General features: G+C 71.3%; 12 protein-coding genes. 6 read left to right on the top strand and 6 right to left on the bottom strand.

Annotated features, from left to right (window positions below):
- Window positions 1-114 precede the first annotated feature (114 nt).
- Genes pgi through ACIPPS_RS16185 form a run of 3 tightly spaced genes read left to right on the top strand, consistent with a single transcriptional unit; the run spans window position 115 to window position 3,880 of the window.
- On the top strand, window positions 115-1,767 hold the full coding sequence (pgi, locus tag ACIPPS_RS16195) for a glucose-6-phosphate isomerase (protein WP_401433077.1): 1,653 nt from the start codon (window positions 115-117) through the stop codon (window positions 1,765-1,767).
- Between the two features lie 5 nt (window positions 1,768-1,772).
- Window positions 1,773-2,285 (top strand): PH domain-containing protein, encoded by a 513-nt coding sequence (locus tag ACIPPS_RS16190; RefSeq protein ID WP_401431765.1) that lies wholly within the window; start codon window positions 1,773-1,775, stop codon window positions 2,283-2,285.
- Window positions 2,282-3,880: a PH domain-containing protein gene (locus ACIPPS_RS16185; protein WP_401431763.1), complete on the top strand. Its 1,599-nt coding sequence runs from the start codon at window positions 2,282-2,284 to the stop codon at window positions 3,878-3,880. Before ACIPPS_RS16190 ends, ACIPPS_RS16185 begins: the two co-directional genes overlap by 4 nt.
- A 58-nt stretch (window positions 3,881-3,938) precedes the next feature.
- Here ACIPPS_RS16185 and pgl read toward each other — a convergent pair whose 3' ends face one another.
- Genes pgl through tkt form a run of 5 tightly spaced genes read right to left on the bottom strand, consistent with a single transcriptional unit; the run spans window position 3,939 to window position 10,534 of the window.
- Complete coding sequence (gene pgl / locus ACIPPS_RS16180) at window positions 3,939-4,721, bottom strand: 6-phosphogluconolactonase (protein WP_401431761.1); 783 nt, start codon at window positions 4,719-4,721, stop codon at window positions 3,939-3,941.
- A complete protein-coding gene (opcA, locus tag ACIPPS_RS16175) occupies window positions 4,718-5,761 on the bottom strand; it encodes a glucose-6-phosphate dehydrogenase assembly protein OpcA (protein ID WP_401431759.1) in 1,044 nt (347 codons plus the stop codon). Before opcA ends, pgl begins: the two co-directional genes overlap by 4 nt.
- Complete coding sequence (zwf, locus tag ACIPPS_RS16170; protein ID WP_401431757.1) at window positions 5,758-7,290, bottom strand: glucose-6-phosphate dehydrogenase; 1,533 nt, start codon at window positions 7,288-7,290, stop codon at window positions 5,758-5,760. The genes opcA and zwf overlap by 4 nt, the downstream gene beginning before the upstream one ends.
- A 5-nt stretch (window positions 7,291-7,295) precedes the next feature.
- On the bottom strand, window positions 7,296-8,414 hold the full coding sequence (tal, locus tag ACIPPS_RS16165) for a transaldolase (RefSeq protein WP_401431755.1): 1,119 nt from the start codon (window positions 8,412-8,414) through the stop codon (window positions 7,296-7,298).
- 32 nt (window positions 8,415-8,446) lie between these two features.
- Window positions 8,447-10,534 (bottom strand): transketolase, encoded by a 2,088-nt coding sequence (gene tkt, locus ACIPPS_RS16160; protein ID WP_401431752.1) that lies wholly within the window; start codon window positions 10,532-10,534, stop codon window positions 8,447-8,449.
- Window positions 10,535-10,862: 328 nt separating this feature from the next.
- On the opposite strand from tkt, the gene ACIPPS_RS16155 reads away from it, so the two are divergent.
- From ACIPPS_RS16155 to ACIPPS_RS16145, 3 genes are all read left to right on the top strand, one after another.
- A complete protein-coding gene (locus tag ACIPPS_RS16155) occupies window positions 10,863-11,810 on the top strand; it encodes a heme o synthase (RefSeq protein ID WP_401431750.1) in 948 nt (315 codons plus the stop codon).
- A gap of 95 nt (window positions 11,811-11,905) precedes the next feature.
- A complete protein-coding gene (locus tag ACIPPS_RS16150; RefSeq protein WP_401431748.1) occupies window positions 11,906-12,226 on the top strand; it encodes a hypothetical protein in 321 nt (106 codons plus the stop codon).
- A 102-nt stretch (window positions 12,227-12,328) separates the two neighbouring features.
- Window positions 12,329-13,408 (top strand): amidohydrolase family protein, encoded by a 1,080-nt coding sequence (locus tag ACIPPS_RS16145; protein WP_401431746.1) that lies wholly within the window; start codon window positions 12,329-12,331, stop codon window positions 13,406-13,408.
- Between the two features lie 16 nt (window positions 13,409-13,424).
- On the opposite strand, the gene ACIPPS_RS16140 is transcribed toward ACIPPS_RS16145, so the two are convergent.
- The gene (locus tag ACIPPS_RS16140; RefSeq protein ID WP_401431743.1) at window positions 13,425-14,417 is read right to left on the bottom strand and encodes a heme A synthase; all 993 of its coding nucleotides are present in this window, start codon (window positions 14,415-14,417) and stop codon (window positions 13,425-13,427) included.
- Between the last annotated feature and the right edge of the window lie 54 nt (window positions 14,418-14,471).

Genomic DNA, 14,471 nt, shown 5'->3' with positions numbered 1-14,471 from the left:
CCGTGGCCGCCGCGTTGTTCGCGCTCGCCGTTGCGGCCTCGGCCCCCTGATCAATTAGGTTGGAGTGGCAGCGGGGCAAGCAGGCAGGAAGAGAAGAAGTAGGCGATGTCCGAGATGAACGCAGAAGGACGCACGAGGCTCAACCGCACGCCGGAGTGGGCCGCCCTCGGCAAGCACCGCGAGCAGCTGGGAGACACCCATCTGCGCGAGCTGTTCGCCGCCGACCCGGACCGCGGTGCCCGGTACGCGCTGCGCGTCGGCGATCTGTACCTGGACTACTCCAAGAACCTCGTCACCGACGAGACGCTGGCGCTGCTGCGCGAGCTGGCCGTCGCGACCGGAGTGGCCGAGCTGCGCGACGCCATGTTCCGCGGCGAGAAGATCAACACCACCGAGGACCGCGCGGTCCTGCACACCGCGCTGCGCGCGCCGCGCGACGCCGTGATCGAGGTCGACGGCGAGAACGTGGTTCCGGCGGTGCACGCCGTCCTCGACAAGATGGCGGCCTTCGCGGACAAGGTCCGCTCGGGCGAGTGGACCGGCCACACCGGCAAGCCGATCAAGAACATCGTGAACATCGGCATCGGCGGCTCCGACCTCGGACCCGCCATGGCCTACGAGGCCCTGCGCTCCTACACCCAGCGGGACCTGACGTTCCGATTCGTCTCCAACGTGGACGGCGCCGACCTCCACGAGGCCGTCCGCGACCTCGACCCGGCCGAGACGCTCTTCGTCGTCGCCTCCAAGACCTTCACCACCATCGAGACGGTCACCAACGCCACCTCCGCCCGCGACTGGCTGCTCACCGGCCTCAGGGCCGACCAGGCGGCGGTGGCCAAGCACTTCGTGGCCCTGTCGACCAACGCCGAGAAGGTCAAGGACTTCGGCATCGACACGGCCAACATGTTCGAGTTCTGGGACTGGGTCGGCGGACGCTACTCCTTCGACTCCGCCATCGGCCTCTCCCTGATGATCGCCATCGGGCCCGACCGGTTCCGCGAGATGCTCGACGGCTTCCACCTCGTCGACGAGCACTTCCGTACCGCCCCGCCCGAGGAGAACGCACCGCTGCTCCTCGGCCTCCTCGGGGTCTGGTACGGCGGCTTCTTCGACGCCCAGTCGCACGCCGTCCTGCCCTACTCCCACTACCTGTCGAAGTTCACGGCCTACCTCCAGCAGCTCGACATGGAGTCCAACGGCAAGTCCGTCGACCGCGACGGCAACCCCGTCGACTGGCAGACCGGACCGGTCCTCTGGGGGACCCCCGGCACCAACGGGCAGCACGCGTACTACCAGTTGATCCACCAGGGCACGAAGCTCATCCCGGCCGACTTCATCGGCTTCGCCGAGCCCGTCGCCGACCTGCTCCCCGGCCTCGTCGCCCAGCACGACCTGCTGATGGCCAACTTCTTCGCCCAGACCCAGGCACTCGCCTTCGGCAAGACCGCCGACGAGGTACGGGCCGAGGGCGTCCCCGAGGAACTCGTCCCGCACAAGACGTTCCAGGGCAACCACCCCACGACGACGATCCTCTCCCAGGAACTCACCCCCTTCGTCCTCGGCCAGCTCATCGCGCTGTACGAGCACAAGGTCTTCGTCCAGGGCGCGATCTGGAACATCGACTCCTTCGACCAGTGGGGCGTCGAGCTGGGCAAGGTCCTCGCCAAGAAGATCGAGCCCGTGCTCACCACCGGCCAGGGCGGGGAGGAGCTCGACGGCTCGACCGCCGCGCTCGTCGCCGCCTACCGGTCACTGCGCGGGAGGTAGAACCGATGCGGGGGGAGAACGTGGCGCCGACCGGGGTGCGGCTGCGGCCGCCGGGCAACACGCTGAACGAACGGGCCGTCGGCTGGTGGCGCGCCCAGTGGCTGGTGACCGCCGCCGTGCCGGCGGTGGTCCTCGCCGTCCTCGGGACGGTCATCGAGCCGGCCCGGTTCTGGCTGTGGCTGCCCGCCGCGGTCCTGGCGGTCGCCGGGCTCGGCTGCGCCGCGTTCTTCCCCTCCTGGTGGTTCCGGGTCCACCGCTGGGAGGTCACCGAGAACGCCGTCTACGTCCGCACCGGTCTCTTCTGGCAGGAGTGGCGGATCGCGCCGATGTCCCGGATCCAGACCGTCGACACCGTCAGGGGGCCGCTGGAGCAGTTCTTCCGGCTCTCCACGGTCACCGTCACCACGGCCTCGTCCAAGGGCGCGATCCGCATCGCGGGCCTCGACCACGAACTCGCCGCGGACCTCGCCGAGAAGCTCACCCGCATCACCCAGGCCACGCCGGGAGACGCCACATGAGCGAGGGCGAGGGCGGGGCGGGGCGGCAGGGCCCCGAGGAGTGGCGACGCCTGGACCGCCGTACGGTCCTGGTCACGGCGCTCGTCCTCGCGGGGGTCGCCTGCGGCGCCGCCCTGCCCACGTTCTTCGCCCTGACCGACACCCTGTCCGCCGGGCAGGCCATCGGCTGGATCCTCGCCGGGGCGGCCCTCCTCGTCGGCGCCGGGTCGGCGGCCGACCACGTCCGCTGGCGGCGCACCCGCTACCGCGTCGGCGCCGAACGGAGCGAGAGGGGGGCGCCCCCGGCCGAAGGCTCGGGGAGGGTCGAACTCCACACCGGGCTGCTGCTGGTCAAGCGCCGCTCGCTGGCCCGCGAACGGATCCGCAGCGTCGACCTGACCGCCAACCCGCTCCAGCGCCTCCTCGGCCTGGTCAAGGTCCGCATCGGCACCGGCGAGCACCACGGCGCAGGCGAGTCCACCCTCGAACTCGACCCCGTCGCCCGGGCCGAGGGCGAGCGGCTCCGCCGCGCGCTGCTCGACCGCGCCCCGGCCGCCACCGAGGACACCCACCACGACGGCACCCTCGCGGAACTCGACCCACGCTGGATCCGCTACGCCCCGGTCTCCTTCGTCGCCGTGGTCTTCGGCGGCGCGGCGGCCGGCGCCGTGATGCAGGTCAGCGAGTGGTTCGGCGCCCAGAGGGAGGTCATCGACTGGATAGGGGACCGCTTCCAGGACTCCTCCGTCCTCTCGATGATCCTCGTCCTGACCGCCCTCGCGCTCGTCGTCGGCACCGTCGGCGCCCTCGGCCTCTGGGTCGAGATGTGGTGGAACTACCGCCTGGAGCGCGAGCCCGGCGGCACCCTCAGGGTCCGCCGCGGACTGTTCACGGCCCGCTCGATCTCCATCGAGGAACGCCGTCTGCGCGGTGTCGAACTGGTCGAGCCGCTGGGCGTACGGATGTGCCGCGCAGCCCGTGTCGACGCCGTCGCCACCGGAATCGCCGAGGGCGAGGAGGACGAGCACGCCGACCACAAGACCCTGCTGCCCGCCGCGCCCCGCGCGGTCGCCGACCGGGTCGCCGCGCAGGTGCTGCGCCAGGCCGAACCCCCGACGGGCGCCCCGCTCACCGCCCACCCCCGGGCCGCCCGCGCCCGTCGGCTGCGCTGGGCGCTGGGGAGCGTCCTCGCCCCGGTCGCGGTCCTCGTCCTGCTCGGGCTGCTCCTGACGCCCGTCCTGCTGTACGTCGCCGCGGGGTGCGCCGCGATCCTCGGTCCGCTCGCCGTGGTGGCCGCGCGCGACGCGTACCGCAATCTCGGACACGGTGTCAGCGGCGGCTACCTGGTGGCCCGTTCGGGCACGGTCCGGCGGACCACGGTCGCCCTGGAGCGCGGCGGCGTCATCGGCTGGACGGTCAAGCAGTCGTACTTCCAGCGCCGCGCCGGCCTGCTGACCCTGACCGCGACGACGGCGGCGGGAGCGGGCGCGTACGACGTCCACGACGCCGGGCAGAGCGAGGGCCTGACCTTCGCCGCCGACGCCGTGCCGGACCTGCTGGCGCCTTTCCTGGAGCCCGTACGGGAAGCGCGGGAGGCCCGGTCCACCGTGCGGTGAACCGGGCCTCCGTGAGCGTTCGTCAGGCCGAGTCCGGCGGTCGGGCCGAAGCCGGGCGTCAGGCCGAGGCCGGCGGGTACAGCGCGCGCGGCAGCTCCGATGCGGCCGCCGCGTCGAGCAGCCAGAGCGTCCGCGAGCGGCCGTAGGCGCCCGCCGCGGGGGCCTGGATCTCGCCCGCTCCGGACAGCGCGATCGCCGCCGCCTTCGCCTTGTCCTCGCCGGCCGCGAGCAGCCAGACCTCCTGCGCGGCCCGGATCGCCGGCAGCGTCAGGGAGATCCTCACCGGCGGCGGCTTCGGTGCGCCGTGCACGCCCACCACCGTGCGCTCCGTCTCGTGGACCGCCGGAGACTCCGGGAAGAGCGACGCCACGTGCGTGTCGGGCCCGACGCCCAGCATCAGCACGTCGAAGCTCGGCACCGACGCGTGGTCCTCGGGACCGGAGGCCGCGGCCAGTTCGGCCGCGTACGCTGCGGCGGCCGCCTCGACGTCGTCGCCGTACGGCCCGTCCGAGGCGGGCATCGCGTGCACACGCGCCGGATCCAGCGGGACGCTGTCGAGCAGCGCCTCGCGGGCCTGGGTGACATTGCGCTCCGGGTCGCCCTCGGGCAGGAACCGCTCGTCGCCCCACCACAGATCGAGCCGCGACCAGTCGATCGCGTCCCGCGCGGGGGCCGAACCGAGCGCCGCCAGGAGCCCGTTGCCGTTACGGCCGCCCGTGAGGACCACGGACGCCGAGCCGCGGGCGGCCTGGGCGTCCACGATCCGGGTGATCAGTCGGGCCGCCGCGGCCTGCGCCATCAGCTCCTTGTCGCGGTGGACGACGAGCTGCGGGGTGTTCACCTGGCCGCCGCCTTCTTGGCCGGGGCCTTCTTCGCGGGCGCCTTGGCTGCCTCCGGAGCCGGAGCCGGATCCGCGGCGGCCGGGACCGGAGTCTCGGGCGCGGTCGTCTTCGCTTCCTCGTCCAGGCGGTGGAGCCCGTACCGCAGCGCCGAGGCGTAGGTGTCGTCCGGGTCGAGCCGGCGCAGCTCCTCGGCGATCAGCTCCGCCGTCTCGCGGCGCTTGAGCGCCACGGCACGGTCCGGCTGCCCCTCGATGGAGAGGGTCGCCAGCGAGCCGTCCGGCCGGTCGAGGACGATCGGCCCGCAGGAGGACTCCATCCGTACGGAGGTGAGCCCGGGGCCCTGCGACGTGGACCGGCGCACCGGCACCTTCAGCCGGTCCGCCAGCCACATGGCGAGCAGTTCGACGCTCGGGTTGAACTCCTCGCCCTCCACCTCGGCCGAGGTGACCTCGCACACGACCTGGTCGAGCGCGGCGGCCAGCATCGAGCGCCACGGGGTGATCCGGGTCCAGGCCAGGTCCGTGTCGCCGGGGGTGTAGGCGTCCGCGCGGCCGCTCAGCTCGTGGATCGGCTGCTCGGCGGCGTAGGTGTCGGTCACCCGGCGCTGGGCGAGCGCGCCCAGCGGGTCGTTCGCCGGGTCGGCCGGGGCGTTGACCGGCCACCAGACGACGGTGGGTGCGTCGGGCAGGAGCAGCGGCAGGACCACCGACTGGGCGTGGTCGACGACCTCGCCGTACAGCCGGAGGACAACCGTTTCGCCCGTGCTGGCGTCGGCGCCGAGGCGGACCTCGGCGTCGAGCCGTGCCTTCGCGCGGTCGCGCGGCGAACGCGAGACCCGCTTGATGACGACCAGCGTCCGCGAGGGGTGCTCGCGGGACGCGTCGTTGGCCGCCTTCAGCGCGTCGTAGGCGTTCTCCTCGTCGGTGACGATGACGAGGGTGAGCACCATGCCGACGGCGGGCGTGCCGATGGCACGCCGCCCGAGCACCAGCGCCTTGTTGATCTTGCTGGACGTGGTGTCCGTGAGGTCGGTCTTCATGGCCTGCGCCAGCTCCGTCCGTCTCGTGCGAGCATGTCGTCCGCCTCGACGGGACCCCAGGTCCCGGCCTGGTACTGCGCGGGCTTGCCGTGCTTGTCCCAGTACTGCTCGATCGGGTCGAGGATCTTCCAGGAGAGCTCGACCTCCTCGACACGCGGGAAGAGGTTCGAGTCGCCGAGCAGCACATCGAGGATGAGCCGCTCGTACGCCTCGGGGCTGGACTCCGTGAAGGACTCGCCGTAGGCGAAGTCCATCGACACGTCCCGGACCTCCATCGAGGTGCCCGGCACCTTGGAGCCGAACCGCATGGTCACGCCCTCGTCCGGCTGGACGCGGATGACCAGGGCGTTCTGGCCCAGCTCCTCCGTCGCCGTCTGGTCGAACGGGGAGTGCGGAGCGCGCTGGAAGACCACCGCGATCTCGGTGACACGGCGGCCGAGCCGCTTGCCGGTACGGAGGTAGAACGGGACGCCCGCCCAGCGGCGGTTGTCGATCTCCAGCTTGATGGCCGCGTAGGTGTCGGTCTTCGACTTGGGGTCGATCCCGTCCTCCTGGAGATAGCCGACGGCCTTCGCGCCGCCCTGCCATCCCGGCGCGTACTGGCCGCGCACGGTCGAGGCGCCCAGGTCCTTCGGCAGCTTCACCGCGCCGAGCACCTTGGTCTTCTCGGCCGCGAGCGCGTCCGCGTCGAAGGAGGCGGGCTCCTCCATCGCGGTGAGCGCGAGCAGCTGGAGGAGGTGGTTCTGGATGACGTCACGGGCGGCGCCGATGCCGTCGTAGTAGCCGGCGCGGCCGCCGATCCCGATGTCCTCGGCCATGGTGATCTGCACGTGGTCGACGTACGACCGGTTCCAGATCGGCTCGAAGAGGGTGTTGGCGAAGCGGAGCGCCAGGATGTTCTGGACGGTCTCCTTGCCCAGGTAGTGGTCGATCCGGAAGACCTCGTTGGGCGGGAAGACCTCGTGGACGACCTCGTTGAGCTCCTCGGCGGAGACCAGGTCGTGCCCGAAGGGCTTCTCGATGACCGCCCGGCGCCAGGAGCCCTCCTTCTGGTCGGCCAGGCCGTGCTTCTTCAGCTGCTGGACGACCTTGGGGAAGAACTTCGGCGGCACGGACAGGTAGAAGGCGAAGTTGCCGCCGGTGCCCTGCGCCTTGTCCAGCTCCTCGATGGTGGACTTCAGCTGCTCGAAGGCCTCGTCGTCGTCGAAGTCGCCCTGGACGAACCGCATCCCCTGGATCAGCTGCTGCCACACCTCCTCGCGGAACGGCGTGCGCGCGTGCTGCTCCACGGCGTCGTGGACCTCCTGCGCGAAGTCCTCGTCCTGCCACTCGCGACGGGCGAAGCCGATGAGCGAGAAGCCCGGCGGCAACAGGCCGCGGTTGGCCAGGTCGTAGACGGCAGGCATCAGCTTCTTACGGGACAAATCGCCCGTGACGCCGAAGATCACCAGACCCGACGGCCCCGCGATACGCGGGAGCCGTCGGTCTGCGGCGTCACGGAGCGGGTTGGCTCCGTGGACTGCGCTCAAAGTGCTTACGCCTCCGAAGGTGCGAGGCGCTGAAGCTCCGCCTCGGTGGACTTGAGCAGGTCGTTCCAGGACGTGGCGAACTTCTCGACGCCCTCGTCCTCCAGCAGCTGTACCACGTCGTCGTAGCTGATGCCGAGCTTCTCGACGGCCTCCAGCTCCGCGCGGGACTCGTCGTAGGTGCCGCGCACGGTGTCGCCGGTGACCTCGCCGTGGTCGGCGGTGGCCTCCATGGTCGCCTCGGGCATGGTGTTGACCGTGCCGGGGGCGACCAGGTCGACGACGTACAGGGTGTCCTTGTACGACGGGTCCTTGACGCCGGTCGAGGCCCACAGCGGACGCTGCTTGTTGGCCTGCGCCTTGTCCAGGGCGGCCCAGCGCTCGGAGGAGAACACCTCTTCGTACGCCTCGTAGGCCAGACGGGCGTTGGCGAGCGCCGCCTTGCCCTTGAGGGCCTTGGCCTCGTCCGTGCCGAGGGCGTCCAGGCGCTTGTCGATCTCCGTGTCCACCCGGGAGACGAAGAAGGAGGCCACCGAGTGGATCTTGGAGAGGTCCAGGCCGCGCTCCTTGGCCTTCTCCAGCCCGGCGAGGTAGGCGTCCATGACCGCGCGGTAGCGCTCCAGCGAGAAGATCAGCGTGACGTTGACGCTGATGCCGAGGCCGATGACCTCGGTGATCGCCGGCAGACCCGCCTCGGTGGCCGGGATCTTGATGAGCGTGTTGGGGCGGTCGACCAGCCAGGCCAGCTGCTTGGCCTCGGCGACGGTGGCCCGGGTGTGGTGCGCGAGGCGGGGGTCGACCTCGATCGAGACCCGGCCGTCCTGGCCGTCCGTGGCGTCGAAGACCGGGCGCAGGATGTCGGCGGCGTCCCTCACGTCAGCCGTCGTGATCATGCGGATGGCTTCTTCCACGGTCACCTTGCGCGCGGCGAGGTCGGCGACCTGCTGGTCGTAACCGTGGCCCTCCGAGATCGCCTTCTGGAAGATGGACGGGTTGGTGGTCACACCCACCACGTGCTGCTGGTCGATGAGCTCGGCCAGGTTTCCGGACGTGATCCGCTGACGCGAGAGGTCGTCCAGCCAGATCGCGACGCCTTCGTCGGAGAGGCGCTTGAGAGCGTCTGTCATGAGAGGTTCTCCAAAATTCGTGTCTAGGGACGTCAGCGCGCGGCGGCGGTCAGGGATTCCCGCGCGGCGGCCGCGACGGCCTCCGGCGTGAAGCCGAACTCGCGGAAGAGGACCTTCGCGTCGGCCGAGGCACCGAAGTGCTCCAGCGAGACGATCCGGCCGGCGTCTCCGACGTACTTGTGCCAGGTCAGACCGATGCCGGCCTCGACGGCCACGCGCGCCTTCACCGACGGCGGCAGGACGGAGTCCTTGTACGCCTGGTTCTGCTCCTCGAACCACTCGACGGACGGCATCGAGACCACGCGGGTCGGGACGCCGGCGGCCTGGAGCTGCTCACGGGCCTCGACGGCCACGTGCACCTCGGAGCCGGTGCCGATCAGCACGACCTGGGCGTCTCCGCCGTCGGCCTCGAACAGGACGTAACCGCCCTTGGCCGCGTCGTCGTTCCAGTCGTAGGTCGGGACACCCTGGCGGGTCAGCGCGAGGCCGTGCGGGGCGCCCTTGCCGAACACGCGGGTGTGCCGCCGGACGATCTCGCGCCAGGCGACGGCGGTCTCGTTGGCGTCCGCCGGGCGGACGACGTTCAGACCGGGGATCGCGCGGAGCGAGGCCAGGTGCTCCACCGGCTGGTGGGTCGGGCCGTCCTCGCCCAGACCGATCGAGTCGTGGGTCCAGACGTACGTCACCGGCAGGTGCATCAGCGCGGAGAGTCGCACGGCGTTGCGCATGTAGTCGGAGAACACCAGGAAGGTGCCGCCGTAGACGCGGGTGTTGCCGTGCAGCGCGATGCCGTTCATCTCCGCGGCCATGGAGTGCTCGCGGATGCCGAAGTGGATCGTGCGGCCGTACGGGTCCGCCTCGGGCAGCGGGTTGCCCTCGGGCAGAAACGACGAGGTCTTGTCGATCGTCGTGTTGTTCGAGCCGGCCAGGTCGGCCGAGCCGCCCCACAGCTCCGGGATGACCGCGCCGAGCGACTGCAGCACCTTGCCGGACGCGGCACGGGTGGCGACACCCTTGCCGGCCTCGAACACGGGGAGCTGCTTCTCCCAGCCCTCGGGCAGCTCGTTCGCCTGCATGCGGTCGAACGTGGCCGCCCGCTCCGGGTTGGCCGTACGCCACTCCGCGAGGGACTTCTCCCACGCGGCGCGCGCCTCACGGCCGCGGTCGCCGAGCGAGCGGGTGTGCGCGATGACCTCGTCGGAGACCTCGAAGGTCTGCTCCGGGTCGAAGCCGAGGATCCGCTTGGTGGCCGCGATCTCCTCGTCACCGAGCGCCGAGCCGTGCGCGGCCTCGGTGTTCTGGGCGTTCGGGGCGGGCCAGGCGATGATCGAGCGCATCGCGATGAACGACGGACGCCCGGTCTCGGCCTCGGCGGCCTTGATCGCCGCGAAGAGACCCGCCGGGTCCAGGTCGCCGTTGGCCTGCGGCTCGACGCGCTGGACGTGCCAGCCGTACGCCTCGTACCGCTTCATCGTGTCCTCGGACACGGCCGTCTCGGTGTCGCCCTCGATCGAGATGTGGTTGTCGTCCCACAGCAGGATCAGGTTGCCGAGCTTCTGGTGGCCGGCCATCGAGGACGCCTCGGCGGAGATGCCCTCCTGGAGGCAGCCGTCGCCGGCGATCGCGTAGATCCGGTGGTCGAACGGCGAGGTGCCGGGGGCCGCCTCGGGGTCGAACAGACCGCGCTCGTAGCGGGCGGCCATCGCCATGCCCACGGCGTTGGCGACGCCCTGGCCCAGCGGGCCCGTCGTCGTCTCGACGCCCGCGGTGTGGCCGTACTCCGGGTGACCCGGGGTCTTCGAGCCCCAGGTGCGGAACGCCTTCAGGTCGTCCAGCTCGAGCCCGAAGCCCCCCAGGTACAACTGGGTGTAGAGGGTCAGGGACGAGTGACCGGCCGAGAGCACGAACCGGTCGCGCCCGACCCACTGCGGGTCGGCGGGATCGTGCCGCATCACCTTCTGGAAGAGGGTGTACGCGGCGGGCGCCAGGCTCATGGCCGTACCGGGATGGCCGTTGCCGACCTTCTGTACGGCGTCCGCGGCCAGGACGCGGGCGGTGTCAACGGCCCGCTGGTCCAATTCGGTCCACTCGAGGTCTGTGGTGGTCGGCTTAGTGCTCACCCTGAGTCAGGGCTCCTCTCCACATGTACTGGATGCCGGTGACTGAGGGTGTACCGGCGGTGTCGAGCCTACCCCCGTCGTCACGTCCATCTTTTCGAGTGCGCGCGCCGGAAAACAGAAGACATGGCAAGAGTGCCGGTCACTCTGTCACTTCGCCTCCCGAGCGCCGTGCGGAGCGCTGTCCATCCCTTGGGACGAGCCCCCTCAACACGACCCCACCCCCGCGAAGATCGGCGTATGGGCAACGTCTACAGTGGCGTGGTACGCGCAAGTCTTCACCCCGTCTTCATCCGGGGAGCTTGCTGGGAATTCTCTGTCAGGGGTGTGCGTGACGGCCGTCGAGTCCCGACCCGCAGGGGTCGTCTTGACTCCCAGCCCGGGGGGCCATCGGCCGTTCGGGGCCCGCGTCAAGGCATTCGTGGCGCTGACCAAGCCGCGGATCATCGAGCTGCTGCTCATCACGACTGTTCCGGTGATGTTCCTCGCCGAGCAGGGTGTGCCGAACCTGTGGCTGGTGCTCGCCACCTGCTTCGGCGGCTACCTGTCGGCGGGCGGCGCCAACGCGCTCAACATGTACATCGACCGCGACATCGACGCGCTGATGGACCGCACCTCCCAGCGGCCGCTGGTCACCGGTGTCCTCACCCCGCGTGAGGGCCTGGTCTTCGGTCTGACCCTCGCCGTCGTCTCCACGGTCTGGTTCGGCCTGCTGGTCAACTGGCTCTCCGCCGCCCTCTCGCTGGGCGCGCTCCTCTTCTACGTCGTGATCTACACGATGATCCTCAAGAGGCGCACCTCCCAGAACATCGTCTGGGGCGGCATCGCCGGCTGCCTGCCGGTGCTGATCGGCTGGTCGGCCGTCACCAACTCGATGTCGTGGGCCGCGATCATCCTCTTCCTCGTCATCTTCTTCTGGACGCCGCCGCACTACTGGCCGCTGTCGATGAAGGTGAAGGACGACTACGCCCGCGCGGGCGTGCCGATGCTCCCGGTCCTCGCCTCCAACAAGGTCGTGGCCCGGCAGATCGTCGCGTACAGCTGGGTCATGGTGTTCGTCTCGCTGCTGCTGACCCCGCTGGGCTACACCGGCTGGTTCTACATGACGGTGGCGCTGCTGACCGGCGGCTGGTGGCTCTGGGAGGCGCACGCGCTGCTGAGCCGCGCGAAGAACGGCGCGACCGGCGCGAAGCTCAAGGAGATGCGCCTCTTCCACTGGTCGATCACCTATGTGTCGCTGCTCTTCGTGGCGGTCGCGGTCGACCCCTTCCTGAGGTAGACGCCCCGGGTCCTGGACGAACGGCCGGCGCACGTGGGCAAGACCACGTGCACCGGCCGTCGCCAATTGATCTACCCGTCGGTAGCATCCTGTCCATGGCAGACACGAAGCAGGCGGAGCGCAGGGCGGCCAGGCTCGCCAAGCGGATCCAGGCCTTCTCCAAGGAGCACGGCGGCGCCGAGGGGCAGCTCGCCCACATCGGCCAGTCCGGTACCCGGATCGTCCTCGTCGGCGAGGACGGCGGCTGGGGCGACCTGGTGGCCCCCACCTACGCGATCGCGGAGCAGGCGGCCGAGAAGGCCGGACTGACCCTCCACGAGGAGTTCGACGGCGAGTTCGCCGCCAAGGTCGTCACCGGCCCGTACGAGTGGTCCCGGATGGCCGGGATCCAGCTGGGCGGCCCGTCGAACGGGTAGGCCGCCTCTCCCGCGTGTCCGTTCGACGCGGGAGGCAACAACCTCGGGTGGGGCTCACCCGTTAGGACGGGTGGAAGAACGTCCACGCAGGGAGCCCCCCGAATGATCGCGACCCCGAGCCTGGTGGACCAGTACTGCCACGGGGTGCTCCGCACGGAGCTCGGCCTCGGCACCTTCGAGGCCCACCTCGGCAGGACCGGCGGTCATGCCGCGCCCGGCACCACCTTCTTCGACACCCAGACCGGCTTCGCGGTACGCCGGTGGTGCCCGCCGCTGCTCGGCCTGGAGCCGCACTGCCCGCCGGCCCGCTACCTCGCCCGCCGACGCGAACTGGGCGTCCTGGAGTCCGGGCGCAGGCTGCTGCGCGCCTCCGGGATCTCCACCTACCTCGTCGACACCGGCGTCCCCGGCGATCTGACCGGCCCCGCCGAGATCGCCTCCGCCGGCGCCGCCGCCGCGCACGAGATCGTCCGGCTCGAACTCCTCGCCGAACAGGTCGCCGACACCTCCGGCTCCGTCGAGGCGCTGCTCGCCAACCTCGCCGAGGCCGTCCACGGCGCCGCCGCGACCGCCGTCGCCTTCACCTCCGTGGCGGGCGTGAGCCGCGGGCTCGCCCAGGCCGCCGAGCCGCCGGGGCCTGGGGAGGTGCGCGGGGCGGCCGGGCGCTGGCTGGCCGGGCGGACGGTCGGGGGCCGGCTGACCGACCCGGTGCTGCTGCGCCACCTGCTGTGGGTCGCGGTCGCCTCGGGGCGGCCGCTCCAGCTGCACGTGGGAGCCGATGAACCGGCCGGGCTCGCCGACTTCGCCGCGGCCACGGGCGGCCTGGGCACGGACGTGGTCCTGCTGCACGGATACCCGTACCACCGGCAGACGGCCCAGCTGACCGGCCTCTTCCCGCACGTCTACGCGGACCTGGGCTCCGTCCTCGCGCGGACCGGGGCCCGGGCGGCGGCCGTCCTCGCCGAACTCCTGGAGCTGGCGCCCTTCGGCAAGCTGCTCTTCTCCAGCGGCGCGCAGGCCCTGCCGGAGCTGCACGTCGTCGCGGCGAGCGTCTTCCGGGGCGCGCTGAACCGGGTGCTCGGCGAATGGGTCGTCGACGGCTCCTGGTCCCTGGGCGACGCCCAACGGGTGGCCACGATGATCGCCGCGGGCAACGCCCGCAGGGTCTACCGGCTGGACTGACGGCCCCGAGCGGGGGTCAGGCCTTCGCCGCCAGGGCCACGTCGGCCTGGGTCGGGATCTCCGGGGCGGCCGACGGGCGCTCGCGCAGGCTCAGGGCCAGACGCAGGACCGCGACCCACATCAGCGCGGAGCCGAGCATGTGGGCGCCGACGAGGAGCTCGGGGACACCCGTGAAGTACTGGACGTAGCCGATCCCGCCCTGGGCGAGGAGCACGATCAGCAGGTCACGGGCGCGCGCCCGGGTGTCGTCCGGGGCGTCGACGACCCGCAGCACCAGCCACATCGCGAGCGCGAGGGCGCAGACCACCCAGGCGGCGATGGCGTGCAGGTGGGCGGCGGCGGTCCAGTCCCACGGCATGCGCGGGACGTCGCTGGAGTCGCCGGCGTGCTTGCCCGAGCCGGTGACGCCGGTGCCGAGGACGATCAGCCCCGCGGCGGTGGCGATGATCGCCCAGGAGAGCTTGCGGACCGGGCCGGGGACCCGGCGCCGGGGGGCCGTGTCGCCCTCGCCGGCGCGGTGCCAGGTGATCACGGCGACGGTCAGGAGGGAGTTGGCCGCGAGGAAGTGGCCGGCCACCGTCCACGGGTTGAGGCCCATCCACACGGTGATGCCGCCCAGGACCGCGTTGCTCATGACGATCCAGAACTGCGCCCAGCCGAGCCGGGTCAGACCGCGCCGCCACGGCTTGGTGGAGCGTGCGGCGATGATCGCCCAGCCGACGGCGGCCGACAGGACGTACGTCAGCATCCGGTTGCCGAACTCGATCACGCCGCGATAGCCCTGCTCGGGAGTGACGATGAGGCTGTCGTCCGTGCACTTGGGCCAGGTGTCGCAGCCGAGACCGGAGCCGGTGAGCCGGACCGCGCCTCCCGTGACGATGATGAGGACGCTCATCACGACGGCGGAGAGCGCGGCGCGCCGGAGCGTCTCGGGGGACGGGGTCCAGCGCTTGGCGATGTAGGCGAGGGGGGTCAGCACGCGCCCTATCGTAGGACGGGGCTTGTGCATGCGTTCACGAGGGGTGCGTTACGGGTGGAGTCGCCCCGGAACGTCACCCCTCCG

Origin of the sequence: Streptomyces sp. NPDC090127, assembly GCF_044746945.1 — a bacterium.
GTDB lineage: Bacteria > Actinomycetota > Actinomycetes > Streptomycetales > Streptomycetaceae > Streptomyces.
This window is presented reverse-complemented; position numbering and strand designations above follow the sequence as displayed.

Bases quoted from the DNA above. Each gene is read 5' to 3' on its own strand.
- pgi (WP_401433077.1), top strand. From the start codon at position 115: ATGAACGCAGAAGGACGCACGAGGCTCAACCGCACGCCGGAGTGGGCC.
- ACIPPS_RS16190 (WP_401431765.1), top strand. From the start codon at position 1,773: ATGCGGGGGGAGAACGTGGCGCCGACCGGGGTGCGGCTGCGGCCGCCG.
- ACIPPS_RS16185 (WP_401431763.1), top strand. From the start codon at position 2,282: ATGAGCGAGGGCGAGGGCGGGGCGGGGCGGCAGGGCCCCGAGGAGTGG.
- opcA (WP_401431759.1), bottom strand. From the start codon at position 5,761: ATGAAGACCGACCTCACGGACACCACGTCCAGCAAGATCAACAAGGCG.
- tal (WP_401431755.1), bottom strand. From the start codon at position 8,414: ATGACAGACGCTCTCAAGCGCCTCTCCGACGAAGGCGTCGCGATCTGG.
- ACIPPS_RS16150 (WP_401431748.1), top strand. From the start codon at position 11,906: ATGGCAGACACGAAGCAGGCGGAGCGCAGGGCGGCCAGGCTCGCCAAG.
- ACIPPS_RS16145 (WP_401431746.1), top strand. From the start codon at position 12,329: ATGATCGCGACCCCGAGCCTGGTGGACCAGTACTGCCACGGGGTGCTC.
- ACIPPS_RS16140 (WP_401431743.1), bottom strand. From the start codon at position 14,417: ATGCACAAGCCCCGTCCTACGATAGGGCGCGTGCTGACCCCCCTCGCC.